Genomic DNA, 26997 nt, shown 5'->3' with positions numbered 1-26997 from the left:
CGCAGCTGTCCCGGCCATCAGCGCCAAGCGCGATCCACACTATAACAAATGCATTTTCGCTTCCGCTTCCTCCCACGGCACCGTATACCCATGGCCCTTGGCGCAGAAAATCGACGAAGAGCTGTACAGCGGGTCCGCGTCTTTGCGGTAGCTTATGCGCTCGATCACCGCTTGTTCGTAATGGCAGCGCTCGTAACCGCCGAAGGTCAGACGAACCATGCCTCTGCCATGCGTGAACGAAGCAAGTTCCTTGCTGTAGTCCATAAAGGTGGCAACCGGGACTTTCCCCGTAATGACCGCATGGGTCGCCGTCGTCTGCGGCGGATCGAACTGCCCGGAGGCTCGCTCGATATCGGATAACACCCTGCCCATATCGTCAATTTCCACTTTGATCTTGTACGCGTAATAGGGCTCGAGCAGGACGTTCTCCGCTTTCTCCAACCCTTGCCGCAAGGCGCGGAAGGTCGCTTCGCGAAAATCGCCGCCGTGCGTATGTTCATTGTGCGCGCCGCCCTTCAGCAGCGTAATTCGGATATCGGTGATCGGCATTCCCGTTAATAGCCCATGGTGGTCGCGCTCGAAGAGATGCGTCTTGACGAGATTTTGATTGCCCACGCTCAAATCGCTTACGTGGCAGGCGTTCATGAACGTTATTCCGCTGCCGCGCTCCCCTGGCTCCAGACGCAGATGCACCTCGGCATAATGCTTGAGCGGTTCGAAGTGGCCGTAGCCGTTCACCGCGGACGCGATCGTTTCTTTATACAGAATTTCCGGTGTGCCGAAGGAGACGGCGATCCGGAAGCGTTCGCTCACCAGCTGCTCCAACACTTCAAGCTGGATAAGTCCCATGACGTGAATGTGGATTTCCTGCAGGCTTTCCTCCCAAACGACGTTCAAGGAAGGGTCTTCCGCATTGAGGATTTGAAAAGCTCTCAGCACGTCCTTCACGTGCAGGGAATCGGCAAAATCAACCTTCGACGTCAGCGTCGGCACCATCTCGTAGACCAGCTTGTCCGAATAGATGCCCAAGCCCTGCCCGGCTTCGGCGCTTGACAGCCCCGTCACCGCGAACAGATCGCCCGCCGAGACCTGGTCGACCGCCTGCGACTTGCTCCCGTTGACAATGAGAATCCGGGTCACTTTCTCGCAAATCCGAACGTCGCCGCTCCCGTAGCACAATTCGTCGCGAACCTTCAACGTGCCGCTTAAGGCTTTGATATAGGTCATTCGCACGCCCTTCTGGTCATGGCGAATTTTATAGATGCGCCCCCCGAAAGGCGACTGATCGTCATAATCCGCGGATGCCAGCAGATGCAGCTGATCCATGAATTCGGTCACGCCGACATCCTGCAAGGCGGAACCGCTCGCGCAAGGAAAGAGCCGGTGTCCGCGAATCTTCTCCCGCAGCGTCCGCAGCCAAAAGGCTTGGTCTTCCGTCTCCGCCAGAAACGTCTCCAACAACGATTCGTCCCGCTCCGCCATGCTTTCCAGCAATTCTTCTCCTACGATGCCGTTTGCGAAGCTGCCGGTCATCATCACGGCATCCGCCGTGAGATGCATATGGATTTCCTCGAATACGCGGTCTACGTCCGCGCCGACCCGATCGGTTTTGTTGATGAACAAGAACGTCGGAATGCGATGCTTATGAAGCAGCTGCCAGACCGTCTCGGTATGGCTCTGAACGCCTTCCACCGCGCTGATGACGAGGATCGCAACGTCCATCACCTGAATCGCCCGCTCCATCTCCGGCGAGAAATCGACGTGTCCCGGCGTATCGACCAAATAGTAAGTCGATCCTTTATACGACATGACCGCTTGATCCGCGAACACCGTGATGCCTCTTGCCCGTTCGATATCATGACTGTCGAGGTAAGCGTCCTTATGGTCGACTCTGCCCCGCTCCCGAATGCTGTGCGTATGGTAAAGCAATTGTTCGGCAAACGTGGTCTTCCCCGCATCCACGTGAGCGAACAAGCCAATGGTTGTATGCTTCATCGTATCCCCTTGATTTCATTATGAGTTGTCTTGCCTGCCTCTGCCTCTCGAATGATCATATCACATCACGGAGAGGGGGATGTTAGCGCTTTGCGCCGCAGCGGTCATCTTCGTGTTCTCCTCATGGCCGGACCATCTGGTGTCCATCAAAAGCCTGGAAGAAACCGTAAAGTGGGTCGGAGGCGGCCTTCTCTACGGTTACATTCCTCTGCTGGCCATGTGCACGTTCGCTTACTCACGGATACGCAAAAAAGCAAATGACCCGCAGTAGCGGCACGATTATCGTCGTCCAAGCGATGCGGGTCATTTCGATGCAATAGGGTTATTCCATTTTCACATGGACTTGGAAGTTCACTTGTAACCGAGGATAATAGGTTTCCCTCCAATTCTCCAGCTCGCGGTAGGGAATCCGTTTGCGGAAATACTGGCCAAAGCCAAAAATATCCGTTTTATTTCTTTGGGCTTGTTCGAGCATCGCGTTAAATCGCTTCTCAATCAGCTTCTCGAGTTCCTGTTTGACCCGCTTTTCCGTCACGCCTTCTTTTTTTTCCAAAATGCTTATTTTTACGGATAAATCGCTCGATACCCGAGGCTTCCCATTTTTCATGGACGGTTTAATTCGCAACGAGTTGTGCATGACCAAGATGCTGGCAAAGCCTAGGCTTGCTACCTGTCCTTCCGTATTGCGATTTCGAAACAAACTAACGAGCTGGTTTTGGCTCGGGCTGATTCGATCTATGATTTTGCCGTTTTTCAATACTGCGGAACCTTCGAAATTCAGTATCGACCCTTTTGCCGCATTCACGACGGGAACGGTTACGTCTTTGGTATAGGAAAACAAACTGAGATACGCTTCCCATATGCGCGTGTTCGAAAATTCCGGTGCCCAAACGGCCCCCTTATTAAAGAAATCATATAATGATGTGGCATCGACGCCTATTTTTTCGTTAAAGTTTGAAAACATGTTCTCGATATTGTCATCCGTAATCGCCACCAACGCGATGGACGGCAGTACTTTGGATGTCATGAAATACTTCAGCATCTCGCGCAATTCTTGATTGCTGCTGGCCAACCGGTTTTCGATGACGATTAACCGTACTTGAGAATAGTCCAAGGCTTTGTCGGAGTTGGTACGCAATTTGCCCAGAGCAAGCGACACGGACTCCCCTTTTTCCGTTTCGATCGTCGATTTGCCGTTTCCCTTCTTCATGATCGGAATATACAGGGACACTTGGTATTGTTTGCCGCTGCTCTTGGAAATCCCGATGACCAAAGGAAGGGCGCGCCGATTGATTTCTTTAAAATCCCAGCATCCACAGAGGAAGGTTAACGCTAACAGAGCGGCGATCGCTTTACAGGGATTATTTCTTTTCATGACCTACTATCCCCCTCCCGGCCAAGGCGCCATAGATAAAAACGGTCAATGGGAGAATAACGATCATATAGACGTTAATACCGCCGCTCAAGAGAACGAATTTTTCAATCCAGGCCCGGTTCGGTATACATGCCGCGAATATAAAGGCGATAAGCGAGAACGCGCCGATCCAATAAGAAGCTTTGCTTTTCTTCCACCGGAACAATTTCTGCATGATTAATCCGATCGTCCATAGTTTGACGGCATTCAATATAATCGTAAACCCGATCAGCGATATACCGAAGAAGAGCGTTTGCCGGTTGAACACGAACCATTCCAAGTCGACCGAATCCGCCGCTTCCTTAACGGGCGAGGCAAACGTAACGACCGTTTCTTGACCGAATATGAGAAGCGGCAGATAGACGGCGATTACCAGGAAGATAATCACATGCGACCATGCTCCAACAAGTTGGCGCATCGTCAAATTCGTCGCGGACGGTACGAAGCCCAAAAACAAGATTGCCGAGAACCCCATAAGATAAAAAAAATGGCTGTTTACGAAGAAATCCAGCGATGACGGCCACGCCGGCAAGGCGTTCCGAAAATCGAAATTCACCGTCGAGGACGCAATGACGAACAGCAACAACAAATTAATAAAGAAGAAAAAAACGACGGATGAACGTAAAATCGTGCCTATGCCTTTGATCGCCGTATACGTTGAAATAAAGAAGAACAGGATTAATACCGCCCAAAAAGGCGTCCGAATCAAGAAAATCGAAATCATCTCTTCCGTATGGGCGCGAAGATCCACCGCTGTCAGCGCAGTCAAGTTGATGGCATAGGGAAGGAGAACGAGAAACGCCACCCATTTTCCCATTCTCAAATAAATATCGATCACGTCTTTCTTCGGAAAGCGATCAAGCCCTTTCTTGTAGATCGTCATTAAAATCAGCTGCAGCACCCCGTAAGAAAGAACGACTCCCCAATGACCGGAATTCGTTAACGAGAAGACGAGCTTCGGATACATCAAATAACCGAAGCTCATATGCAGGATGATAAAAACGAATCCGATCTGCAGCCTTTGCGTCACTGGGTGCCTTCCTTTCCTTTGATTCGAAATGTCAGATAGGGAACGTCGCAAGACGTCAGGCCCGCCAAATAGATGCATATAAACGCAAACCCGGCCATTAAACCTACGATGCCGTAAACCGATGCCAAAATAAAAACGGGGTATTTTAGCGCTCGAATGTATAGGGCGTTTTGCATCCCTACCACGGCCGAACTTGCAATCAACATGAAAGTGACCACAATAACCAACAAATTGCTGACTAATTTCGCTTCGACCATCGCCTGGCCGAGGACGACGCCGCCAACCATCGTAACGGTCGGGCCTACGCTCTTGGGAAGTCTCACGATCGCTTCCGTTATCAAGTCCACTAACACGGTCATGGTAAGGGTTTCAAGTACGGGCGTTAACGGAATTCCTTCTCTGCTTTCCGCGATAAACAAGGCGAGATCCATTTTCAGAACATCCGGGTTAACCGACGTTAAGGCAACATATAGAGCGGGAAGGACGAGCGTGGCGAAAAGTCCCAATACCCTTAGGGCTCGAATCATAAATGACAGGCCGCTGGGGAAATTGCGATCGTTCGCCGTGCTCAGCATGTCCGTAATGAGATGAGGAAAAACAAGCGCGGAGGGCTGATTCTCCAGAAAAAGCACGATCCTGTTCTTCTTTAACGAATGGATGGCTTGAACCGGAATTTCGGTCGAGAACAGATGACTGACGGGGCTGAACCTGCGAGGGCCGAAATGCTTGTTCAGGTCGTCAATCGTCTCCAAATCCGCGTCGATTTGTTTTAGCCGGCGGTCGACTTTCTCGACAAGCGCAGCGTCGGCTTTACCGCTAATATAAAGCATGGATATCCTCTGCTTTGCCAGCTCTCCTGCTTGGTACGAGCAATGGCACAGGCGTTCGGTGGTCAGTCTCTTTCGAATCATGCCGATATTAAGATCGATATCCTCTCCGAAGGCGTCCAGTGGACCTTGAATGGGACTTTCGTTTCTGGGCTCTTCAATGCTTCGCCTGAGGCTTTGGGGGACGGGCTCGATAATCGCGTTGCGTTCGCTTTCCGCGACGACCACTAATTTGCCGTCCAAGACGGCCTTTTTGATTTGCGCTGCATCTACGTCAAGCTGGCCGCCAAGGTTTAGGAATAGTTCATGAACGGAAGCAGAACGATCGGCCATTTGCCGAACATATAAATTGGACTTCGTAAAATTCAGAAGCGTGTTATACCCCATAAGAACAATGGTCGTTTCGCCAAATGGCTCTTCCTGAATGAAAAAATCATCATGGTCAGAGAACGTCGATTTCATTTGCTGCACTACATTATCGATTTCACTCTGCCCCCTCAAATAGACGTCAGTCTATTTTTGGCAGAAAATGGGGTTTCTATACGGTTCTATGCGGTTAGAAAGGGGTACTCCTATCCGGTACCAGAACAACTTAGTACTAGGCATTCGACCCCATATCGTCGATGATAGATCGTGTACCAACTATTTTCCATAAAGGAGAATTCCTATGAATGCCGTCTATATAACCAGTATCGGGAAGTTCCTGCCCGGCACTCCGATCGATAACGAGGAAATGGAAGCCTATCTCGGCAAAATCGGAGGAAAAAGCTCGAAAGCCATGCGGCGTATTCTGGATCAGAATAAAATTCGAACCCGCCATTATGCCATCGATAAAAATCAAAAAAGCCTCTATTCCAATGCGGAAATGGCTGCCAACGCCATACGCGATTCTATTGAACGGAATCACGATGATCTGGCTAACCGCATCGATTTTCTAGCTGTCGGCACGACGCAAGGCGATCTGCTGGTACCCGGTTTCGCCAGCATGGTTCATGCCGAGACCGGCCTGCCCGTCATGGAAATCGCGACCCATCACGGCGTCTGCGGCAGCGGCATGCAAGCGATCAAGAATGCGTACCTGCAGGTGCAGTCCGGAGAGAAGAAGGCCGCGATCTCCTGCGCCAGCGAGTTCTCCAGCCGCGTCTTCAAGCATACCCGCTTCGAGGCGCAGGCCAAATTCATGGATCATGCGATACCTTTCGATACGGATTTCCTTCGGTTCATGTTATCCGATGGCGCCGGTGCCGCCGTGCTTCAGCATAAACCGAGCGATCACGGCCTGTCCCTGCGGATCGAATGGATCGACAATCAATCGTACGCCAATCTCTACGACACTTGCATGTACGCGGGCATGAATAAAGACAGCGACGCGGAGAGTCAACCTTGCTGGCTTGATTATGCGTCCATCCACGAGGCGGCAGACGACGGAGCTATCAATTTAAAACAGGACATCCGCCTCGTCAACGAAATGCCGAAAGTAGGCGTCAAAAGATTCTTCGAGCTGGTGGACGAAGGAAGAGTGAATCCTTCCGATATCGATTGGATGGTCTGTCACTACTCATCCCATTATTTTCGCGAAGAGATTTTCCGTCTCATGCAGCTTGGCGGGATGACCATTCCCGAAGAGAGATGGTTTACGAATCTCTACACGAAGGGCAACACGGGAGCAGCCTCGATCTATATCATGCTGGAGGAGCTGTTCAACGAAGGGCATCTGAAGCCAGGCGAGAAGGTACTGTGCATGGTGCCGGAGAGCGGAAGATTTCAGACCTCGTATATGCTGTTGACGGTCGTCGGCACAGAGAACGGGACCGTCGCCGATACCGAGCGACAGCCGGAAGCGCCTCATTTGGACTTTGATTCGTCAAGTTCGGTTCAAGCCCATCTGGTGCGGAAGCTGGTCCAGATTTGGATTGATTTCGAACAAAAGCTTGCTCATGTACCGATCATTCATAAACTGTACAAGGGCAAATTCACGCTGGAAGACTACATGCTGCTCATGGAGAACATTCGGCAGCAGGTCATTGACGGGTCGCAGTGGATCGCGCGCGCCGCCTCTTACATTGCGATCGAGCATATCGAGCTGCGCTCCATGTTCATTGCCCATGCCCGCGACGAGCATCGCGACTTTCAAATCCTGGAACGCAATTACGTGGCCGTAGGAGGCGAGCTTGCAGCCATTCAAGCCGGCGAGAAAAATATCGGCAGCGAAGCGCTGTCCGCCTATCTGTTTCAACGGGCAAGCCGGGAAAATCCGGTCGATCTGATGGGCGCGATGTGGATTATCGAAGGTCTTGGCTGCCGGATGGCGAGGTACTGGGGCGAGGCGATTCGCGATCAACTCCGCTTGAACGACGACCAGGTTTCTTTCCTGCTCTATCACAGCGACTCGGACGAGAAGCATTTTGAACGTCTCGAAGCCGGCATTCAGCATCCGATGCTTACGATGGAGCTGGCCGACCGGATCGTCAAAACCGCTAAAACGACTGCTCGCTTGTATCTATTACAGTTAGAGGAGCTGGGGAACGTATGAGCCATGCCGATTATTTCAAAAACATGCCGCATGATAAGCAGAACCCGAACCCGTTCCTTGCCATCTACTTGGATCAAAGCATTCCGTTCAACGAAGAAGCGAAAGCCTCTTATTTGAAGGACTGCTCGAGCAAGTCCCGGCAGTTCGTGCTTCCGGTTCTAAGGCCGCTGTCCCGGCTGATGATCATTCTCTTCCAAATCTACAAAATCATTGTTCCGAAAGCGTTCACGTCCTCTAAAATCCTGCATCGTTTCTTGTATTGGGGCATGAAAACCTTCGTGAGCCCGGACGCCAATTATATGATTCTGCGGCACTTCTATCTCGGTTCCGAGATTCTGCAATTCATCCGCGACAACATTCCGGGCGTCCAGATCGAGATGAATCCGCTGAAACCGATGAATCTCGAGCCGGTCAAGGACGATCTCTTTCTCGTTCACGACCTCAACTTGTACAATTTCATCATTCATTTGAATCTCCAAATGCGCGAGAACAACATCGAAGTGACCAAGCAGGAGCGGCTGAATTTCGAAGCCATTACTTCAAGCCCTCTCCCGATCGAACGGATGCCCGACCGATGGACCAATGTGCTCGATCTGATGACGGCCATCGAATGCTTCACGCCCGTCTACCAGTTCTTCCTGACCGACAACGATTTCTGGCGGGCGACGAACTCCTTGCAGCTCGATGAAACGATCGGGATTCTAGCCTCCAAAATCATCGGCAGCAATGACAGGTTGGCCTTGATCAACAATAAGCACCCGATGGTCCCGCTCTCCACGCTGCGAGCCGGATTCCGGTTAGTGCTTCATGGCCTCGCCACCGAGCAGCTCCATGCTTTGCTCGTGGAATTAAAACACAAACAGGCTGCTTAAGGGCAGCCTGTTTATGCGTTATTTGGTATGGATACGGGCTGGCTCAGGACGGTTCATCTATAAGAAGAACGTCCTAGCACCTTACATATTTACGTTTAAAGCCGAGCTGCCCTCGATCTACCGCCTTCTGAATATTGACGGACGCGTTAATAAGCTTGCTCTTGGGAGTGCCGGTATTCACTTCTACCGGACCTATTTCCTTCGCGACCTGAACCGCCATATCATGGAGCGGCGTGTAAGAGACGGCCACCGTGTAGACGAAATTGTTCATCGCGTATTTCGCGCGGTCGGGGGCATTATGGATCGCGTTCCGGACTAGCCCCAGCATGTCGGCTAATTTGCTTTCTTCGAATTGGCTGTCCGGCCGATTGCCGAGCAGCCAGCAATAACAGCTCCAGCCCGCCGACATTCTCAGCTCCTGATCGCTTGCCATCCACTTATCGGCAACCTCTTGCGCAATATCCGTTTCAGCCAAGGTTACGGCAACCACATAATCCGATAGCATGAAGAAATACGCGTCGTCTATCCACCGTTCAAAATCCGCCTCCGTCATCGCTTTCGGGTCCGCGATCACCCCTGCGAAGTACATGGCGTCGTAATTCCCCGTGGCATAGAGCTGCTCCGCCAGCGGTTGATTGCGTTTTATTTTTCTGAAGATCGGCTTCATTTCGCCCGTAGCCACGCCGAATAGCGGTTCATGCGCGCCATTGGATTGGTAGATTTTCTTGGTTCGTTCCTTGCCGAGCGCTTCAAGCTCCTGCATGACCGTTTCTAGATTCATCGTAATCGTTTTGCACGCCCTTTCTATTGGTTTCAAGTTGGATAGGATATTGCGTCTCTAGTTGAATATAGCATAAAGCGGTTCCGGCGGACATTCGTCAGGCCTGTCGCAAACGAAAGTAGAGGACGACCGCGGCAGGCCGCCTCTTTAAACTTTTTCCGAACGAATGGGGTTGACTTAAACCGCGGTTTAAGTCGTAAGCTAATGAAGTCGACAAGCTGCGAATGAATATGGAGGGACTCCGAATGAAGTATTGTTCCATCGGCGAAGCGGCAGCCAAAGTCAACCTCTCGGAATCGACGCTGCGCTTCTATGAAAAGAAAGGCCTGCTCCCCCTGATTGAACGCGACGATGCCGGGAGGCGGTTATTCTCGGACGATCAAATGGCGCTTCTAGAAACCGTGATTTGTTTAAAGAACACGCATATGCCGATCAGCAGCATCAAGCAATACATGAATTGGGTCGTAGAAGGCGACCGCACCATCGAACGCCGGCTGGAATTAATGACTGCGCACAAACAAGCCGTGCTGGATGAAATTTCGTTGATGACGGCATCCTTAGGCGGAATTGAATTCAAAATCAACCGTTATACCGATCGCATGCAGAATAAAGGAGACGTGAAACAATCATGAAACTTTCAGGAAATACGATTCTCTTAACGGGCGGAAGCACCGGCATAGGATTCGCATTTGCGGAACGATTTATAGAAGCCGGAAATACCGTTATCGTCACCGGACGACGCGAACGCGTGCTGGATCAGGCGAAAGAACAACTGCCCGGCCTTATTACGCGCGTAAGCGATTTGGATATCGAATCCGAGCGGATCGCATTGTTCGATTGGGTAACAACGAACTATTCCAACGTGAACGTGCTAGTCAATAATGCCGGTATCCAGCAACGCTTTAACGTGCAGACTGCGGATGTTCGGAATCATTGGAAGGAGTACGGCAAAGAAATAACGACCAACCTTGAAGCGCCTATCCATCTATCCATGCTGTTCGCTCCATGGTTTGCGGCAAAAGAAGAGGCGGCGATCATTAACGTGACCTCCGGGTTAGCTTTCACGCCGTTTGCGGTCGCGCCCATCTATTCGGCGACGAAGGCGGCGCTCCATTCCTTTACGATGAGTCTCAGGCTGCAGCTTTCCGAAACGTCCGTGGAAGTCATCGAAATCGCTCCTCCGGCGGTCAATACGGATTTAGGCGGAACGGGGCTGCATGTGCACGGAGAACCGCTGGATGCCTTCGCGGACGGCATTTTCACAGGGTTGGAAGCCGGGCTAGCGGAAATAGGCTATGGCACTTCCGTGAATCGCCTGCGCATGTCGCGAGATGATATCGACGCCTATGCAGCGCAAATGTACGCGTCAACGAAAAATCTCATTGAATAATACAGAATAACGAAAGAACAGGGTTCGGATACGACGAAGGAAACCCCGACCGCACATGATGCGCGGTCGGGGTTTCCCGTTCGTAATGCCGTTGTTTCAGTCAACTTGCTTACTTGACGGTCTTATTATACGTCTCGATCTTCTCCGTAATCGCCTTCGCCGCGTCATCGAGCGCCTTCTTCGAATCCTTCTGCCCGCCGATCGTTTCCTCGATTGCGCCCTCCACGATTTGGCGCGCTTCCGGGAACACGCCCATTACGGCACCTTGCGTAGCCGGGGTCAGCGTCGTCGCGTGCAGTTGGTCGACGGCCGTCTTGAACTGCGGGTATGCCGCCATATTGTCTTTTACGCTTTGTTCATCGTAAGCCTTCTTCGTAATCGGGAAATAGCCCGTGTTGATATGCCACTTGGCCTGCGTGTCCGGCTGGGCCAGATATTTGATGAATTCCCATGCCGCCTTCTGCTCCTCGGCCGGCTTGTTGTTCATGATCCAGAGGCTCGCGCCACCGACCACGACGCCGCCGCCCGATGCGCCGTCCGGCTTCGGAAGAAACGCCGTGCCGACCTCGAACTTATCCTTCGCTCCGTCGACGATGCCGCGCAAGCTTGCCGTGGAATCCAGCGTCATGCCGATTTGGCCGGCCAAGAACGCTTTCTTCGTATCGTCGGTTTTGCGGCCGAGGTTGAGCGCGTCCTTGCTGTCGATAAGGTCCTTCAGCCAGTCCATCGTCTTGAGGCCTGCTTCGCTGTTCACGAGCGATTGCGTTGCCGTGCCGGTCCGGCCGTTGCCGTTATCGAGGTACTCCGCGCCTTGGTTCGCGAAGAACTGTTCCATGAACCAGCCGTAGATGGCGAACGACGCGCCCGTCTTGCCGTCCTTCGTCAGCGCCTGCGCGTCCTTCTTCACGTCTTCGTAGGTGACCGGCGGTTTCTCGGGATCGAGGCCGGCAGCCTTGAACATGTCCTTGTTATAGTAAAGGATGGGATTGGACGTGTTGAACGGCATGGAGTACAGCTTGTTATTGAACGTATAGTAACCGAGAATGTTCGGTTCCAGGTTCGACACGTCATAGCTCTCCGCATCTATGAAATCCTGGACCGGCGTAATCGCCTTGGAATCGACCATGAATTTGGATCCGATTTCGTAGACCTGAATAAGAGATGGCCCGGACTTGGAATCGAGCGAAGCCTTCATTTTGTTCAAGCTGTCGTCGTAGGTGCCTTGGTAAGCTTCCTCCACCTGAATGTCGGGATGCGACGCGTTGAAATCCGTCACCAGCTGCTTGACTGCCTCGCCGAGCTCCCCGCTCATGGAGTGCCACCAGACGACCTTGACCGGTTCCTTCTGCGTGTCGCCTGCAGCATTCGCCGCGTTTGCGCTGTCGTTCGCGTTCGCCGCCGTGTCCGCATTCGCCGTATTCGCAGCCGCCGCGTTAGCCGTATTGTTCGTACCGTTTGCTTCGTTCCCCGCATTGCTGCTTCCGCAGGCGGACAACAGTACCATCAAGCTTGCCGTTGCCAGCGGCAGCCCCGCTTGTAGCTTCAGTGATTTCATCCTCGTTTTCTCACTCCCGTTACTTTTTTTATATATGGATGCACGTCCGAAGACGATTCCCCCAAACTAAGCCGCAAGTAAACCGCAGCTTCCAGCATGCGTTATGTTCAGCCTTTGACGGCGCCGGCGGTCAATCCGCGCACCAGCTGCTTCAGCCCGAGCGCGAGCAGGAGCATCGAAGGCAGCAGGACGAGCGTGACGCCCGCGAGCACGAGGTTCCATACGGTCACTTCCTGAAACTGCAGCATGCTGATCCCGATTTGGACCGTGCGCATCGCGTCGCTGTTCGTGACGAGCAGCGGCCACAGGTACATGTTCCAGGCGTTCAGAAACGCATAGACGCCAAGCGATGCGAGCGCGGGACGCGACAGCGGCAGCACGATGCCCGTAAAATGCCGCACATGGCCGCAGCCGTCGATTCTCGCCGCCTCGTGCAGTTCGCGGGGCAGCTGGAGGAAGAACTGCCGAAGCAGGAACACGCCGAAGCCGGATGCAAGGAAAGGCACTACCATGCCTTGATACGTATCGAGCCAGCCCCATGCTTTGACGGTGAGGTAATTCGGGATGACCGTCACCTCCCAGGGAATCATCATCGTGGCGATGAACACCGCGAACCAGAAGGCTCTGCCGCGAAACGTCACGTATACGAAGGCATACGCCGCCATGCTGGCCGTGATGATTTGCCCGAGCATGACCGCTGCGGAGATAACGAAGCTGTTTACCAGGAACGTTTGAAGCGGCACGAGGTCCAGCACCGTACGGAAGCTCCCAAGGTAGAGATGCGATGGCAGCAGCTTGGGCGGATATTGGGACGATTCGTCCGGCGTCATGAACGATGCGAGCACGGTATAGGCAAGCGGATAGATAACGGCGGCCGCGCAGGCAGCCAGAATCGCGTAATGCAGCAGGCGGCGGACCAGCAGGAGCGTCGGCCGTGGCAGAGTCGTCAATGGTAGTGCACCTTCCTTTCGCCGAAGCGGAACTGCAGCAGCGTCAGCAGCAGAATGAATGCGAACAACACCAGGGCCAGCGCGCTGCCCGTGCCGAATTGGTAGTTAACGAACGCTTCCTTGTAGATGGAATAGACGAACACCTCCGTGGAGCCCGCCGGCCCCCCTTTGGTCAAAATGTTCATTTGGCCGAAAGATTGGAAGGCGCTCATGACCGAGATGACGGATAGGAAGAAAAGCGTCGGCGATACGAGCGGCACGAGAATCTGGACGAAGCTGCGGAACGGACCGGCGCCGTCGATGCGCGCGCTGTCGAAAATATCGTCGCCTATGCCCTGCAGCCCGCTCAGGAGCACGATGTACGAGAAGCCGGAGTTCATCCAGATCGTCATGATGGAGACGGAGACGAGCGCCCATGCCGGATCGGTCAGCCATTGAACGGGCGCGATGCCGAGCTTGGCAAGAAAATAGTTGAACGTGCCGGTCGTCGGATGATACAGCATCGACCAAATGACGGAGGAGGTGCTCACGGAAAGCGCCACCGGCAGGGAGAAAATAAATCGAAACGTGCGCATGCCCCGCAGCCGCCCGAAGGTCAGCGCCGCCAGCAGCAGCGCGGCCAGCAGGCCTGTCGGCACGGTGAGCGCCGTGAATTTCAGCGTAACGAGCATGCTGTTCCAGAACGCATCCGCCCGAAACAGCGAGGTGAAATTATCGAGTCCGACGAACATCGCGACGCGGCCGCGGGGATCCGTCAAGTACAAGCTCAGATAGACTGATTTGGCTAAGGGATAGAACAGAAATACCGCGAACAGCGCCAGCGAAGGCGCCATAAAGAGATAGCCTGCCACTGTTTCTTTGCCGATGACAGCCAGAGAGCGCTTCGTTCCTCGAGCCCGAGCGTTCACGCGCCTAACGGCGAGATCGGCTTCCGTCGTGTTCATTGCCAGCCACCTTTCCTCGTGATTGTCCTCGTGGATTTCTTTCGTAGGATAAGCTTGGCATGTTCGACGGGTGTTTTCCGCAGGTGAAGAAATTGTAATCGCGATCCAGTTTTAGAAATAATGGGAGAAACAAAGGTAGCATTTAACTACCTACCTCCTGTCCTCCTGCCCTCCTGCATTCCTGCCCTCCTGCCCTCCTGCCCTCCTGCCCTCCTGTCCTCCTGCCCTCCCGACCTCCTGACCTCCTGACCTCTCGACCTCCTGCCCTCCCGACCTCCCTACCTCCCGATCTCTCGACCTCCTACCCTTCTGCCCTCCCCCTCTCTCCCAACGTAATAAATGCAAATCTGCACTTATTTTCAAGTACCAGCATGTTTTCATCGAAATAATTGCAAAAGTGCAGCTATTTTCTCCATTTTTGGTTGAAACGGCTAGAGGTCCTCGAATTAGTTGCAGATTTGCAGCTATTTCCGTTTTCCAGTCAAAATCGTCAGAAATAACTGCAAATCTGCACTTATTGGTTACAGCATCTAAGAGACGCCAGCGTTCCAGCTCTAGTGAAAGCAAAAAAAGAACCCCGCCGCGTTGAAAACGGTGGGGTTCTCTACTATTTTGACAGCCATCAAAAATTCAATTCAAGGTTAATCTTCTACGTTATACGCCGCCTTCAACGCCGCCAAGCCTTTCTCCGCAACGTCTGCCGCCGTCAAGCCGCCGAAGTCCGCAATAAAGAGCTCCAGCGACAGAAAGCCGCGGTAGCCGGAATCGTACAGCTGCCGCGCGATGGCCGCCGACGGCGCAACGCCTTCGCCCGGGAAGACGCGCTCCGCGTCCGTAATGACCGCCCGCGGCGGATCTGCCGGGTAATCGTTCACGTGGAAGATACCGATGCCGCTTCCCGCCACTTGCTTCAAATCGTCGACGGCGCTGCCCCCGGTATACATATGGAACGGATCGAGGAGCAGCTTCGCCCCTTCGACGCCGCTTTCCCGCTGCACGATAACCGCTTCTTCGATTCGTGACAGCGTGCTTGCGCGTCCCCAGAATTCCAGGTACACGTCGATGCCGATGCTGCGACCCAGTGCCGCAAGACGCGCGTAATGGCGGGCCATCTCGCTCAAAGGCACATCCGCCACATCCCCGAACGGCGGTGCGGCAACAGCCACGCAGCCGAGCTCCGCCAGCATGCGCATCTCGCGCTCGGCCTGCGCGAAGCCCTCCTCGCGCACTGCCTCGTCTTGGTCCGCCCATTTGAAGAACGCAATGGCATTCGCCAGCACGACGCCCGAGCGCTCCAGGCATTCCCGCAGCTCCGCCGTCGAACCTCCTTCACGCAAATAAGCCTCGATTTCGCCAACCCACAGCTCGATGCCCTCATATCCTGCTTTGGCCGCCACGCGGACCTGCTCAAGCACGTTCAGCTTGAACGGAAACAAGGTCGAGGCGTTAAGGGCCGCTTTGAATGGAAACATATTCGTTATCGCTCCTTCTTCTGTTTCTTAGATAATCGATGCCGTCGCGGCGAACGGAACAGGCAATGCCCGGCCGTCTTTGCTGCTCTGAAGCGCCAGCTCGATGAGTTGAATGGCGAGCCTTGCTTCCTCCGGCTTCACTTCCAGCTCGGCTTGGCCATTAATATGTTCCAGCACGTTGCGATAGTATTCCACGTAGGAGCCTGCGATCGTCTCGATAACGCCTTCGACATGCAGCCCGCCGACGTTGGTATTGATTTTGCCCCACAGCTCCTTCGGTTCCTTGCCCCAATTGCGCGCCATGGATGGCTGCAATCCCGCGATCAGCGCCGCTTCCTGCGGGTCGATGCCGTATTTGACGAAAGAGCCCTTCGTGCCATGCAAGGAATAACGGGGGAACGGTTCCCGTACGAATTTGGAAGACTTCAGACGCACCTTGAGCCCGCTGTCGTAGAGAAGCGTCGCATCGAAATAATCATGCGCCTCCGCACCCTCGCGTTGGATTTGGACGTCGCCGGAGATCGAGGCAGGTATGCCGAACAGCTTGACCGCTTGATCCAGAAAATGGACGCCGAGATCGTAAAACACGCCGGTTCCCGGCTCGTTTCCTTCGCGCCAGTTGGTCGAACGCAGTACCGGGTCGAAGCCGTCCCAGTGGAATTCGGCTTCCTTCACTTCGCCAAGCAGCTCTTGACGGAGCAGCTCCCGCAGCGTAAGGAAATCCCCATCGAACCGGCGGTTATGATACACCGTCAGCACTTTGCCCTGCCTCTTCGCCAGCTCGATCAGCTCCTCCGCTTCGGCGGAGGAAGGGGTGAACGGCTTCTCGACGACGACATGCTTGCCCGCAAGCAGCGCGTTCTTCACGAACGCATAGTGATCCGTACTCGGCGTCGTCACGACCACGAGATCGATCGACTCATCCGCATAGAGCTCCTCCGCGTCCCGCACGACTTCCACCCAAGGATATCGCTCCTTCGACTTGTCGCTTCGGCGCTCGACGACTTTGGTCAGCTCCATGCCGGGCACGGACGTTATGACAGGCGCGTGAAAAGCGCTTCCGGCAAAACCGTACCCGATCAGACCGACCTTGACCGTATCGCTCATTGCGCGGCAACCCCCATTCGGCTCAGATTGTTATAGCTGATCGCAATGCTCTCGAACGGCGAGCGGCGGCAGGCATCCTGCTCGACCACGAGCCACTCCGTCCCGATTTCCTCCGCCGCCGCGAGAATAGCCCCGAAATCCAGCACGCCTTCTCCGACCTCCGCGAAGAAACGCTCGTCGCCCGGCTCCATATCCTTCACATGCAGCACCGGACAGCGGCCCTTCAGCTTGCGAATATAGGCAGCCGGATCCACGCCGCCCTTCTGCGCCCAGTAGACGTCAAGCTCCAGCTTTACCAGCTCCGGGTCGGTCGCCTGCAGCAAAATATCCATTGCGGACTCGCCGTCAAATTCGTTGAACTCCCAGTCATGATTATGATAAAGGAATTGCACGCCACGCTCGCGCAATGCCGCGCCAACGGCGTTGAATTGTTTTGCCGCTTCGAGCACGGCCTCGCGGGATTCGAACCGGTACGACAGCGCGACATAACGCGCACCGAACAACTCCAGGAAGTCGATTAGCGCATTGCGCTCGTTCTCGTCGGTCAGCTGATCCAGGCCCGTATGGCAGCCCATCACTTGCAGACCGAGCTGGTCGAAATGAGCCTTCATTTCGTCAATCGACACGCCTGCCGGCGGCGGTCCCGCTTCGACGGCTTGATAGCCGATCTCGGCCACTTTCGTAAAGCTGCCTAGAAAATCCTGTTTCAGTTCCTCGCGAATCGTATACGGCTGCAGCGCAATTGGAAATTTCATGGTTTACTCAACCTTTCTGTTAGGGAATGTGAAGGGAGAAACGTTTGGGACGCAAACCAGTAGTTTGTTATGCAAACTTAATTATTTGAGAAAGGTGAACTAATTTCCTCGACCTATTCGAGGAAGTGGGCAAATGCTGCTTTCTCCGATCTAATCGAGGAAGCTGGCGAATGCTCGTTCTCCGACCTCCGTCGGTGACCGCAAACCAATCGCCTGGACCGCAAACCAATCTAACTCGAGGAAGCTGGCGAACGCTGCATTCCCCGACTCCGTCGGTGAGCGCAAACCATTCTAACTCGAGGAAGCTGGCGAATGCTGCACTCACCGACCTCCGTCGGTGACCGCAAACCAATCTAACTCGAGGAAGCTGGCGAATGCTGCACTCACCGACCTCCATCGGTGACCGCAAACCAATCGCCTTAACGCAAACCATTCTAACTCGAGGAAGCTGGCGAATGCTGCGTTCTCCGACCTCCGTCGGAGAACGCAAACCAATCGCCTTAATCCAACAAATTATACTTCAACCCCATCGGCAGCGGCGCCGGCTGCTCACATCCGGCCTCGATGGCGATATGGCGGCCTTCCTTGGACGACGCCAGGACGCCAAGCTGGATATCGAGCACATGGCTGGCCAACTCGCCGCTTGCGCGGTGCTTTCGTCCCGAACGAATCGCATGCGCCATGTCGGCCACGCCGATTCCTCGGCTGTTCTTCGCGTATTCATGCGAATACGGGAAGCTTTGAGTCGTCCCGTTGCGCTGTTGAAGCGTCACCGCGCCGTCGAACGCATTCGGATCCGGAACATGCAAAATGCCTTCCGTCCCGTATATTTCGAGCCGCGGCGTATAGCCGAAGCTTTCTTTCGCCGCCTGCAGCGTTGCCGTGGCTCCGTTCGCGAAGTCGAGCATCGCGCTCACATGCATCGGCGCGCCGATCGGCACCGTCTCGCCGTATCTCGGCGACAACGGATTCGTGACGGTATGCTCGTCCTTCACGCTGCGGGCCGAGCCGCTGACGCTCCGCACCGGACCGAGCAGATGAATGAGCGCGGTTATATAATAAGGCGCCATATCGAACAGCGGATCCCATCCGAACTGCAAGTAATTGTGGAAGCCCGGATGCATCCCGTCGTAAGCGTTCCCCATGAGGATTAAGCCGCTTGCCGCGTATGGCGTTCCGATCCAGCCGTCATCGATGAGCTTTCGGCTCGTTTGCAGTCCCGCACCAAGGAACGTATCCGGCGCGCTGCCGACCCGCAGCCCTTTTTCCTTCGCCAGCGCCAGCACGCGGTCCGCGTCCGTCCGATTAAGCGCGAACGGCTTCTCCGCATAGACATGCTTGCCGGCTTGCAGAATCTGCAGGTTCACTTCCGTATGCGCCTGGGGCGCCGTCAAGTTCACGACCAATTCGATTTCAGGGTCAGCCAACAGCTCTTCGGGGGTGCAGGCTTTCGGAATACCGAATTCCTCCGCCCGTTTTCTGGCAAGATCGACCGCTAGATCAGCAACCGCAACGACTTCAAGGATCCCGAATGTTTTCGTGCAGTTTTCCAAATAAATACCGCTGATAAAGCCGCAGCCGATTATGCCGATTTTCGTCTTCTGCATCGCACTCACCTTTCATCTGCGTATTCGTATTAACAATTCAGCTTAAGCGCGCGGATTCCTCCCCATTCTCTTATAAAAATCAACGCGCTTTTTCCTAAAACGTTTTACGCTAGAAAGGCGATTCGCCTGGCTTTCCGCATTCCGAAGGGCATCAATGCTTATAAAACAAGCGGCGATTTCGGCAAGCGCGCGTCTTGGATGCGATTGACAACATTAAAACGTTTTTCTATGCTTTTAATGAAAGCGCTTTTATTATAGCTCCAGAACGTTTCCATTGGGGAGGTGAAGAATCCGTCAGCCGGTTTTAAACCATACGCAAAGGGAGTGTTAAAATGAAAAAAGCAACCGTATTTCTTCTATCGATTCTGCTGTCCGTCACCCTTCTGCTGCCTGCTTCCGTCTATGCCGCCATCACCGGCACCTTATCTTCCGGCTCGGTCATCTACACGGCCGGCCAATACCGCTACGGCCCTTCCATTATCCTAAACAGCGACGGCAGCGCCGATATGTGGACCTGCGCGCCCGGCTCCGGCGGAGCGTGGGACTTCGTATACTACCGCCATTCGACGAACGGCGGAGCGACGTGGTCCGCGGATAGCGTGGCGATCCAGCCGACCCCGGGCAGCCGAGACCAGTTCTCCGCCTGCGATCCCGGAGCCGTGAAGTTCGGCGGCTACTACTACATCGGCTATACCTCGACCGAAGACAGCCGAGGCACGGACAACGATGTGTACGTCGCCCGTTCCACAAGCCCGTCCGGACCGTGGGACAAATGGAACGGCTCCGGCTGGGGCGGCAACCCGCAGCCTTTCATCGTCTTCGACGATCCGTATACCGACCCCTACGGCGCTGGCGAACCAAGCCTTGTCGTCAAAGGCACGACCCTCTACATCTATTACACCTGGATGACCAAGGACGCCAGCGGCAATTCCATCGAGCAGACTCGCGTCCGCACCGCCTCGACGACCAACGCGAACTGGCCGGGCAGCACGACCTACCAGGGCGTCGCGATCGCCCGCGTGCCGAATAACGGCGAAGATTCCACCGACCACAAGTACGTTCCTTCCCTGAACAAATTCATCGCGGTCGGGACCGCGCAGCGCTTCACGGACAGCGGCTACGTTAAGCTCTACGAGTCCACGGACGGCATCACCTACACGTTATCCAGCACGATCACGAGCGGCCTGCAGACGAAGATCCATAACATGGGCATCAGCGGCAACGAGCTCGGCCAGCTCGATCCGGCGCAAAATAATTTCATCGCCTACGCCTATGGCGACAACTGGGGGCAGTGGAATACGTACGAGAATCCGATCGCGATCTCGACGGGCACGTTCACGGCGACGGCCACGGCATCATCGTCGCTCTCGGGCTGGGCGGCGTCTCGCATCGTAGACGGCGACTCCTCGACGAACTGGTCCAGCAATCCGAGCGGCTCCTCGGCCGGCACGGAATGGGTCTATCTCGATCTCGGCAGCGCCAAGACTGTGAACAACGTCGTCTTGACGCCGCGCAGCTCGGGCGAATGCTTCCCGGTCGACTTCAAGTTCCAAACCAGCAACGACGCGGTCAATTGGACGGACGTGCCGGGACAAGCGTACACGAACTACGTCAATCCGGGCGGCGCCTCGCAGACGTTCAACTTCGCGAGCAGCGTATCGGCGCGCTACGTTCGTCTTTACATTACAAAGCTCGGGGCAGACTCCTTCGGCAACCACTACGCGCAGATGGCCGAGTTCTCGGTCAATGGCACGGCCCCGTCCGCGCCGAATCTCGCTCTGAACAAGACGGCATCATCCAACAGTTCGCTTGAATCGACCGACTGGGGAATCAGCCGCGTAACGGACGGCATCAAGACGAGCGTCAGCGGCTCGAATGGCTACACGAGCACGAACTTCGGCTCCGCCAATGTCAGCTCGAGTCCGATTCGGCTTGCGGTCGACCTGGGATCGAACCAAACCGTCAACCAAGTGAAGCTGTATCCGCGTACGAACGCAACGGGGGTAGGCGGCGGCTCGGCCGACTTCCCGGTCAACTTCACCATCGAGACATCGACGGACGGCTCTACCTATGCGACCGCGGCCACCATTACAGGCCAGGCCAACCCGAACGGCGCTGCCCAGACGTATAGCTTCGCGGCGACGACAGCCCGTTATGTGCGTATCAGCGCCACCGGACTGGGAGCCCCGGCCTCCGACGAACCGAGCTTCTATCGCCTGCAGCTTGCGGAGTTCGAAGCGTACAACGTTGCTTCCACCGGACCGCTTAATACATTCGTCAACGCTGGCTTCGAATCGCCGGCCGTCAGCGACTTCCAGTACGGTCCCTTCACGAACGGCTGGAACTTCCTGAACGGCGCCGGCGTGCAGCGGAACGGCGGTTCCTTCAATACGACCTCCGTGCCGGACGGATCGCAGACGGCGTTTTTGCAGAACAGCTCGGAGATGAATCAGGTCGTCAATTTCTCGGCGGGCGCGCATACGATTAGCTTCAGCGCGGCCAAGCGCGCTACGTATCCCGGGACGCAGTCCATCACCGTCTATTACGATTCCACGGTCATCGGTACCTTCGCGCCGTCGTCGTCGACGTTCGCTACGTTCACGACGAGCAGCTTCACCGCAACGGCGGGCAATCATACGATCCGCTTCGTCGGCACGAATGCGAGCGGGGACAATACGGATCTGATCGACCATGTCGTCGTGAATTAAGCTTTTGTTGCAGCTCAAGCCGCTTGGGAGTACATGCTCCCGAGCGGCTTTTTCGGCTTCCTCTCTTTTAACTTCCTTTCCTCTCTCCTTCCAAATTCCTCTCCCACATCTCCTTCCTCCTACAGAAAAAGAGCCTCTCGCGGAGGCTCCTCTCTTTCGAAATATTGTTATAACCCCATCCAAGAATCCAACTGCCTCTTAACGCTCCGCTTGAACAGCAGCCTTCTCAGGCAAATGCGAAGCCACAAGCTTGTAGACGGTCACTTTGTTACCGACGATCGGACCATTCGACGCTTCCTTCGCAGCTTCTCCTCCATCGCCATGTGCACGGCCCTGTTCGCCGTTTTGCGCGGCTTCCCGGCGCGCATGCGCGTGACGGAAGGAGTCGCTGTTGGCCCAGGCATGAAAATCTTCTTCTTTCTCCCACGTCGTGCATACGCGGACTTCTTCCGTGCCTTCGGATGTGGCGGCATGCAGGACGTCCATGCGAACAAACCCCTGGAAGGTATGTACGCTCTTCGGTGCCTTGAACCGCTCCATGACCGCCTCTGCAAAGCCTGCCTTCACTTCGATTCGATTCTCCACTACGATCATCGCTTGATCCCCGCTCTCCCCGCTTCCAAGAAGCGATTTCAAATAATTAACGACCTCTACCGCCTGATCTCCGCCCATCATCGCGTGCTGAAGCAGCGAGATGCCATGCGGTCCGCGCGCGCGCAGCGAATCCGGGTAATGCGAGAGCGCCGTGCGAATGAATTCCAGGTCCCCGAGCATCGCGGCCGCGAACAGGTCGATCCTCGCTCCCTGCGATAATAGAAAATGTACGATATCTCGGCGGCCGACATGCGAAGCCGCTCCGAGCGCCGTCTCCCAATCATCGCCGCCCCAGTTCATCGAAGCATGCAGCAGGGCCGGTTCTTGCGACAGCAGGGTCCGAACCTTATCCAAATCCGCGTGCGCCGCGCCGACAAACTCTCTTACCAACTCGTTTTGAAGCGCTTGTTTGGCCATTACCCTCATCACTCATTCCGTTTAGATTTGGCTCATCCATTATGCTGGCGATTGACGACACCGTGCGGCAAATATACCGGAATGCCGTTATCCAGATGAATCTTCGCTTCGATGCCGAATACCTCTCGGAAGAAATTTGCCTCAAACAAGTCAACCGGCTTACCGCTCCGTACGACCTCTCCTTGTTTCATGGCCACGATACGGTCGCAATAGCGTGCCGCTTGATTCAAATCATGCAAGACCATGATAACGGTGATGCCCTGATCCCGATTCAAGCCGCGAATGAGCTCCATCAGCTCCAGCTGATGCGCAATATCCAGGTATGTCGTCGGTTCATCCAGCAGCAGGATGCGCGGGGATTGCGCCATGCACATCGCCAGCCATGCCCGTTGACGCTCGCCACCCGACAGCGCAAGCAACGAGCGGTGCTGAAGCTGCTCCATATGCGTCGCCCGAAGCGCCCAATCGACCACGTCCTCATGCTTGCCGCGGCATTCCTCGTACCATTTCAGGTGAGGATTCCGTCCTCTTCGCACGAGATCGCGGACGGAGATGTCGAGACCGTTATCCTGATGCTGCGCCAGCATCGTCATCACCTGGGCCGCTGATTTGGTACTCATGTCGGCTAAGCTTCGGCCTTCAATTTCAATGCTGCCATGCTGCGGCGAGGCCAATCTTGCCAGCATGCGCAGTACGGTGGATTTACCCGACCCGTTCGGTCCTACGATGCCAAGCCATTCCCCCGTCTTGACGCTAAGATCGAAGTCCTTCACAATTGCCGCCGAACGCTCGTAGCCGTATTTCAATTGGACAGCCGTCAGAGCTGCGCTCATCGTTTGACCCCTTTCCGAAGCAAGTAGAGGAAGAAAGGTGCGCCAAGCAGGGCAAGCAGGATACCCACCGGGAATTCGATCGGATCGAACCAGCTGCGCGCAGCCGTGTCCGCTGCAATGACGAGCGTGCCTCCCCCGATCGCGGAAACCGGCAGGAAGATCCGATAGTCATTTCCAATCAGCAGCCTTACCATGTGCGGCACGACAAGACCTACGAAACCAACCATCCCGACGATGCTGATTGCCGCTCCGGCCAGAAACGTCGAGAGCAGGATGATCAGCAGTCTGCCCAGCTCCACCCGGCTGCCAAGAAGCTTAGCGGCATCGTCCCCGAGTACGAGCAGGTTCGCGGTCTTCATCAAGAAGAAGGAAGCGACAATACCGACCAGCGTGTAAGGAAGCAGCGTGTCAAAATGCGGCCAGCTTCTTCCGTTAAGGCTTCCCGACATCCATGGCAGCACGGACTGAACCTTCTCGCTGTTCAGAATCATAAGCGCCGTCATCGCTGCGCCGAGCAGCGAATTGACAGCCACCCCGGCTAGGATAAGCCGAACCGGGGAAGCTCCTCCTTTCCAGGACAATGCATACACGACAACGGCAGCGCCCAATGCGCCAAGGAATGCAGCGATAGGCAGGAAGGCAATATGTTCGGGAAACAAAATCATGATGGTTACCGCCGCCAGCCCTCCGCCGGAGGATACGCCGATTATACCGGGGTCCGCCAACGGATTGCGGAACACGCCTTGGAGGAAAGCACCCGATATCGCCAGGCACATGCCGGCGAGCATGCCGGTCAATACGCGCGGCAGCCTCAAATTCCATACGATTTGCCTCGCTTCCGAATCGGAGGCGTGGAACAACGACGTCCATACGTCATGCATCGGAATGGAGATCGCACCTGACATAAAACCATATAACGATGCAGTAACCAGAAGGAGAAGACTTACCAGGACAGCGCTTAAATTCCGAACCCCCTTCGCGAGAACAGCCTGCTGTTCTCGCGGCGCGGAGGTTGAGGCTGTTGTTGCGGCCATGGACTAATCCACCTGCTGCAGCAGCTTGTTCATCGCCGCGATCGCTTGAGGCGCTCTAATGCCCGGGTTAGCGGCAAACAAATCCGATGGCAGCACTTCGAAGTTGTCGTTCTTCACGGCCGGCAGGCTCTTCCAAGCCGGATTCGTTTCAAACTCCTTCTTGAAGCTTGCTTTCACTTCGTCGGCATCGCCGTGCGCGATGAACAAGATGAGCTCCGGGTTGGCGGCAACGATCCGCTCCAGGCTGATTTCCGCATATTGCGGCATCGTGCTCATGCCCGGGAATTTGTCGGCGGCATTTTGACCGCCGGCAAGCGTCAGGAAGTTACCCGGATAGCTTGTCGGCAGGGCAATTACGAAGCTGCCGGGCGCGCCGTAGACAATCAGCGTTTTCGGCTTCGATGCCAATTTAGGAAGCTGCGCGATTTGACTGTTCATGCCGTTTACGATCGATTCGGCCTTCGCTTCTTGACCAAGAATACGACCGTAGAGCTTGATCGAAGCTTGGATTTCCGGAACCGTGTTATGGGAGTTAAACATTACCTGTGCACCCAGCTTCTCGATCGTTCCTTGCTGAGACTTCAGTGCAGGGCTCGCAATAACGAGATCCGGCTTGACGGCTGCCAGCTGCTCGAACTCGATGCCGTGCGTGCTGCCGACTTCAGGAGCCGATGCGGCCGCGGACGGAATGACCGGCCCGAGAGCTGTCGGACGTCCGACGACCGTGCCGCCCAGCGCATAGATGATTTCCGTATCCGAGGAGGACAGCGTTACGATCCGGCTCGGCTTCTTCTTGAGCGTGAACGGACCCGTGCTTGTCGTTACCGTCAGCGTGCTGTTGATGGACACGGTGCTTGCTGCTTTGCTGTAAGTAACCCATTTGCCGAAGGCCTCCGAGATCAAGCGAAGCGGTACGAAGGTTTTGCCGTTAATGAGCTGCGGCGCAGCTTCAAGCGCGTGATACGTTCCGTTTATGTATGCAGACGTGGATCCGACGGTCAGCTTCACCGTTGTGCTTCCTTGCACGGCCGAGACGACCTTGTTCTTCGCATCCCAGGATGCCTTGCCGCCAAGGGCTGTAACCAAGCTGCTGTAAGGCACGAGTGTTCTTCCATTGGTGATTTTCGGAGCCGATTCCAACGCGACGGATTTGCCGTCCAGCGTTACTTTCACAGCCGCGCTTGCTGCCTCCGCGGTTTGAATCGAGCCTGTCGAGGCGACAGGGGACAGCACCAAAGCTGCTGCTAATAAAGTACGAATAAATCCTTTGGAAAACACACTACCACTCCCTCTATTATATTGATAACGATTATCATTATCATGGAATTGATTGTAATCGATAGTGATAATCATTGTCAATTAGTATTTATAAACGGGGATGATCGAGTGATAAGATACGCTTATTCCCCCTCTTGGTTGTCTATTTCGCGCCGCTATATTTACGCTTCTTGCCGTATAAATTGCTACCGAATCGTTAAGCACCCCCTAAGGAGTGCTTATCAATTCGTTGGGATCCTATTGACTCTACTAGGGAGCCCGCGGTCCGCTTTGCAGGCGGTCATCGTTTATCATGCTATTGAATTCAGGAGGTTGTTACGGATCTTCAACGGTGTCTAGACGGTTAGAAACATCCTCGCAAAATGATGACCAACAAAATGAACAATACCAATATCCCGCCCGCACCGTAACCAGCGACAACGCCACCGCAACCTGGGCCACCATAACCCGGGCCGCCGTAACCTGGGCCACCAATACCTACGCCACCAACGTTATTATTTCCATATCCCAATGTAGTCAGCTCCTTTTTTTAGGTACGTGTCAGTATATGTCGTTTGGTCTATCGTGCATGGGCAATTATCAGAAATGGGCCAATGCCGAGTATGTAGAATTGTCCTGCTCGCCCGCACGTTATGAAAGAACGCAAAAAAGAAGCACCCCTCGGGATCAAGTGCGATCCTGAAAGGTGCCTCCGGTTCGAAATCCGTTAAACAACTGTTAAATCTCCAAGCGTAAGCCATCGGATTTAACTGATGTAAAACGGGTTGCGCCCCCTTCTTACATCATGCCGCCCATCTTGGAGCCTTTTTTGTTAGGCTTCACAGCCGTTCGTTCCGACCTATAAGACCAACGCTAACCATAAATAGAGGCCTGAACTTACCGCACATTTTCGGCGATGAAC

At 54.8% G+C, this 26997-nt stretch carries 22 protein-coding genes and 1 pseudogene; 6 read left to right on the top strand and 17 right to left on the bottom strand.

Annotated elements, in window-relative coordinates; all coding sequences use genetic code 11:
* Positions 1–39: 39 nt before the first annotated feature.
* Complete coding sequence (locus AC0YNU_RS24515; protein WP_475761312.1) at positions 40–1995, bottom strand: GTP-binding protein; 1956 nt, start codon at positions 1993–1995, stop codon at positions 40–42.
* A gap of 79 nt (positions 1996–2074) precedes the next feature.
* Here AC0YNU_RS24515 and AC0YNU_RS24510 point away from each other — a divergent pair, with 79 nt between their 5' ends.
* Complete coding sequence (locus tag AC0YNU_RS24510; RefSeq protein WP_475761311.1) at positions 2075–2266, top strand: hypothetical protein; 192 nt, start codon at positions 2075–2077, stop codon at positions 2264–2266.
* A 51-nt stretch (positions 2267–2317) separates the two neighbouring features.
* On the opposite strand, the gene AC0YNU_RS24505 is transcribed toward AC0YNU_RS24510, so the two are convergent.
* The 3 genes from AC0YNU_RS24505 to AC0YNU_RS24495 are packed head-to-tail and all read right to left on the bottom strand — an operon-like array spanning position 2318 to position 5728.
* On the bottom strand, positions 2318–3370 hold the full coding sequence (locus tag AC0YNU_RS24505) for a Ger(x)C family spore germination protein (protein WP_475761310.1): 1053 nt from the start codon (positions 3368–3370) through the stop codon (positions 2318–2320).
* Positions 3357–4439, bottom strand: coding sequence for a GerAB/ArcD/ProY family transporter (locus tag AC0YNU_RS24500; RefSeq protein WP_475761309.1), 1083 nt, complete (start codon positions 4437–4439; stop codon positions 3357–3359). The genes AC0YNU_RS24505 and AC0YNU_RS24500 overlap by 14 nt, the downstream gene beginning before the upstream one ends.
* Positions 4436–5728 (bottom strand): spore germination protein, encoded by a 1293-nt coding sequence (locus AC0YNU_RS24495; protein ID WP_475761308.1) that lies wholly within the window; start codon positions 5726–5728, stop codon positions 4436–4438. Before AC0YNU_RS24495 ends, AC0YNU_RS24500 begins: the two co-directional genes overlap by 4 nt.
* Before the next feature lie 205 nt (positions 5729–5933).
* Here AC0YNU_RS24495 and AC0YNU_RS24490 point away from each other — a divergent pair, with 205 nt between their 5' ends.
* Positions 5934–7799, top strand: a complete 1866-nt coding sequence (locus AC0YNU_RS24490; protein ID WP_475761307.1) for a 3-oxoacyl-[acyl-carrier-protein] synthase III C-terminal domain-containing protein — start codon at positions 5934–5936, stop codon at positions 7797–7799.
* The gene (locus AC0YNU_RS24485) at positions 7796–8671 is read left to right on the top strand and encodes a DUF6999 family protein (RefSeq protein ID WP_475761306.1); all 876 of its coding nucleotides are present in this window, start codon (positions 7796–7798) and stop codon (positions 8669–8671) included. Before AC0YNU_RS24490 ends, AC0YNU_RS24485 begins: the two co-directional genes overlap by 4 nt.
* Before the next feature lie 73 nt (positions 8672–8744).
* Here AC0YNU_RS24485 and AC0YNU_RS24480 read toward each other — a convergent pair whose 3' ends face one another.
* Positions 8745–9452, bottom strand: a complete 708-nt coding sequence (locus AC0YNU_RS24480) for a DNA alkylation repair protein (protein ID WP_475761305.1) — start codon at positions 9450–9452, stop codon at positions 8745–8747.
* A 245-nt stretch (positions 9453–9697) separates the two neighbouring features.
* Between AC0YNU_RS24480 and AC0YNU_RS24475 the strand changes: the two genes are divergently transcribed.
* Together AC0YNU_RS24475 and AC0YNU_RS24470 are read left to right on the top strand one after the other, a co-directional pair.
* Positions 9698–10084, top strand: a complete 387-nt coding sequence (locus AC0YNU_RS24475) for a MerR family transcriptional regulator (RefSeq protein WP_475761304.1) — start codon at positions 9698–9700, stop codon at positions 10082–10084.
* A complete protein-coding gene (locus AC0YNU_RS24470; protein ID WP_475761303.1) occupies positions 10081–10842 on the top strand; it encodes an SDR family oxidoreductase in 762 nt (253 codons plus the stop codon). The genes AC0YNU_RS24475 and AC0YNU_RS24470 overlap by 4 nt, the downstream gene beginning before the upstream one ends.
* Positions 10843–10951: 109 nt before the next feature.
* Here AC0YNU_RS24470 and AC0YNU_RS24465 read toward each other — a convergent pair whose 3' ends face one another.
* The 7 genes from AC0YNU_RS24465 to AC0YNU_RS24435 all read right to left on the bottom strand — a co-directional run bounded on the left by AC0YNU_RS24465 (position 10952) and on the right by AC0YNU_RS24435 (position 19232).
* On the bottom strand, positions 10952–12397 hold the full coding sequence (locus AC0YNU_RS24465; RefSeq protein WP_475761302.1) for an ABC transporter substrate-binding protein: 1446 nt from the start codon (positions 12395–12397) through the stop codon (positions 10952–10954).
* Positions 12398–12504: 107 nt separating this feature from the next.
* Positions 12505–13347, bottom strand: coding sequence for a carbohydrate ABC transporter permease (locus AC0YNU_RS24460; RefSeq protein WP_475761301.1), 843 nt, complete (start codon positions 13345–13347; stop codon positions 12505–12507).
* Positions 13344–14291: a carbohydrate ABC transporter permease gene (locus AC0YNU_RS24455; protein ID WP_475761300.1), complete on the bottom strand. Its 948-nt coding sequence runs from the start codon at positions 14289–14291 to the stop codon at positions 13344–13346. Before AC0YNU_RS24455 ends, AC0YNU_RS24460 begins: the two co-directional genes overlap by 4 nt.
* A 641-nt stretch (positions 14292–14932) precedes the next feature.
* On the bottom strand, positions 14933–15763 hold the full coding sequence (locus AC0YNU_RS24450) for a sugar phosphate isomerase/epimerase family protein (protein ID WP_475761299.1): 831 nt from the start codon (positions 15761–15763) through the stop codon (positions 14933–14935).
* 27 nt (positions 15764–15790) lie between these two features.
* Positions 15791–16870 (bottom strand): oxidoreductase, encoded by a 1080-nt coding sequence (locus AC0YNU_RS24445; RefSeq protein WP_475761298.1) that lies wholly within the window; start codon positions 16868–16870, stop codon positions 15791–15793.
* Entirely contained in the window at positions 16867–17625 is a 759-nt protein-coding gene (locus AC0YNU_RS24440; RefSeq protein WP_475761297.1) for a sugar phosphate isomerase/epimerase family protein, read from the bottom strand. Before AC0YNU_RS24440 ends, AC0YNU_RS24445 begins: the two co-directional genes overlap by 4 nt.
* Before the next feature lie 500 nt (positions 17626–18125).
* Complete coding sequence (locus AC0YNU_RS24435) at positions 18126–19232, bottom strand: Gfo/Idh/MocA family protein (protein WP_475761296.1); 1107 nt, start codon at positions 19230–19232, stop codon at positions 18126–18128.
* 332 nt (positions 19233–19564) lie between these two features.
* Here AC0YNU_RS24435 and AC0YNU_RS24430 point away from each other — a divergent pair, with 332 nt between their 5' ends.
* Positions 19565–21940 carry a discoidin domain-containing protein gene (locus AC0YNU_RS24430; protein ID WP_475761295.1) on the top strand — a complete coding sequence of 792 codons (2376 nt, stop codon included), beginning with the start codon at positions 19565–19567 and terminating at the stop codon, positions 21938–21940.
* Between the two features lie 198 nt (positions 21941–22138).
* Here AC0YNU_RS24430 and AC0YNU_RS24425 read toward each other — a convergent pair whose 3' ends face one another.
* The 5 genes and pseudogenes from AC0YNU_RS24425 to AC0YNU_RS24405 form a co-directional block, all read right to left on the bottom strand.
* Entirely contained in the window at positions 22139–22534 is a 396-nt protein-coding gene (locus tag AC0YNU_RS24425) for an antibiotic biosynthesis monooxygenase (protein WP_475761409.1), read from the bottom strand.
* 30 nt (positions 22535–22564) lie between these two features.
* A pseudogene (locus AC0YNU_RS24420) lies at positions 22565–22960 on the bottom strand (hypothetical protein); the annotation flags it as partial.
* 23 nt (positions 22961–22983) lie between these two features.
* Positions 22984–23784: an ABC transporter ATP-binding protein gene (locus AC0YNU_RS24415; protein ID WP_475761294.1), complete on the bottom strand. Its 801-nt coding sequence runs from the start codon at positions 23782–23784 to the stop codon at positions 22984–22986.
* Complete coding sequence (locus tag AC0YNU_RS24410; RefSeq protein ID WP_475761293.1) at positions 23781–24818, bottom strand: FecCD family ABC transporter permease; 1038 nt, start codon at positions 24816–24818, stop codon at positions 23781–23783. The genes AC0YNU_RS24415 and AC0YNU_RS24410 overlap by 4 nt, the downstream gene beginning before the upstream one ends.
* A 3-nt stretch (positions 24819–24821) precedes the next feature.
* Positions 24822–26096, bottom strand: a complete 1275-nt coding sequence (locus AC0YNU_RS24405) for an ABC transporter substrate-binding protein (RefSeq protein ID WP_475761292.1) — start codon at positions 26094–26096, stop codon at positions 24822–24824.
* Positions 26097–26997: the final 901 nt, after the last annotated feature.

The organism is Paenibacillus sp. J31P316 (assembly GCF_056269105.1).
Note: the sequence above shows the minus strand (reverse complement) of the source record. Positions and strands in the feature narration are given on the sequence as shown.

Coding starts and splice junctions, on each gene's coding strand:
- AC0YNU_RS24415 (WP_475761294.1), bottom strand. CDS start 23,784: ATGAGCGCAGCTCTGACGGCTGTCCAATTGAAATACGGCTACGAGCGT.
- AC0YNU_RS24475 (WP_475761304.1), top strand. CDS start 9,698: ATGAAGTATTGTTCCATCGGCGAAGCGGCAGCCAAAGTCAACCTCTCG.
- AC0YNU_RS24485 (WP_475761306.1), top strand. CDS start 7,796: ATGAGCCATGCCGATTATTTCAAAAACATGCCGCATGATAAGCAGAAC.
- AC0YNU_RS24505 (WP_475761310.1), bottom strand. CDS start 3,370: ATGAAAAGAAATAATCCCTGTAAAGCGATCGCCGCTCTGTTAGCGTTA.
- AC0YNU_RS24490 (WP_475761307.1), top strand. CDS start 5,934: ATGAATGCCGTCTATATAACCAGTATCGGGAAGTTCCTGCCCGGCACT.
- AC0YNU_RS24515 (WP_475761312.1), bottom strand. CDS start 1,995: ATGAAGCATACAACCATTGGCTTGTTCGCTCACGTGGATGCGGGGAAG.
- AC0YNU_RS24425 (WP_475761409.1), bottom strand. CDS start 22,534: ATGATCGTAGTGGAGAATCGAATCGAAGTGAAGGCAGGCTTTGCAGAG.
- AC0YNU_RS24450 (WP_475761299.1), bottom strand. CDS start 15,763: ATGTTTCCATTCAAAGCGGCCCTTAACGCCTCGACCTTGTTTCCGTTC.
- AC0YNU_RS24440 (WP_475761297.1), bottom strand. CDS start 17,625: ATGAAATTTCCAATTGCGCTGCAGCCGTATACGATTCGCGAGGAACTG.
- AC0YNU_RS24445 (WP_475761298.1), bottom strand. CDS start 16,870: ATGAGCGATACGGTCAAGGTCGGTCTGATCGGGTACGGTTTTGCCGGA.
- AC0YNU_RS24465 (WP_475761302.1), bottom strand. CDS start 12,397: ATGAAATCACTGAAGCTACAAGCGGGGCTGCCGCTGGCAACGGCAAGC.
- AC0YNU_RS24470 (WP_475761303.1), top strand. CDS start 10,081: ATGAAACTTTCAGGAAATACGATTCTCTTAACGGGCGGAAGCACCGGC.
- AC0YNU_RS24430 (WP_475761295.1), top strand. CDS start 19,565: ATGAAAAAAGCAACCGTATTTCTTCTATCGATTCTGCTGTCCGTCACC.
- AC0YNU_RS24435 (WP_475761296.1), bottom strand. CDS start 19,232: ATGCAGAAGACGAAAATCGGCATAATCGGCTGCGGCTTTATCAGCGGT.
- AC0YNU_RS24410 (WP_475761293.1), bottom strand. CDS start 24,818: ATGGCCGCAACAACAGCCTCAACCTCCGCGCCGCGAGAACAGCAGGCT.
- AC0YNU_RS24455 (WP_475761300.1), bottom strand. CDS start 14,291: ATGAACACGACGGAAGCCGATCTCGCCGTTAGGCGCGTGAACGCTCGG.
- AC0YNU_RS24480 (WP_475761305.1), bottom strand. CDS start 9,452: ATGAATCTAGAAACGGTCATGCAGGAGCTTGAAGCGCTCGGCAAGGAA.
- AC0YNU_RS24510 (WP_475761311.1), top strand. CDS start 2,075: ATGTTAGCGCTTTGCGCCGCAGCGGTCATCTTCGTGTTCTCCTCATGG.
- AC0YNU_RS24495 (WP_475761308.1), bottom strand. CDS start 5,728: ATGAAATCGACGTTCTCTGACCATGATGATTTTTTCATTCAGGAAGAG.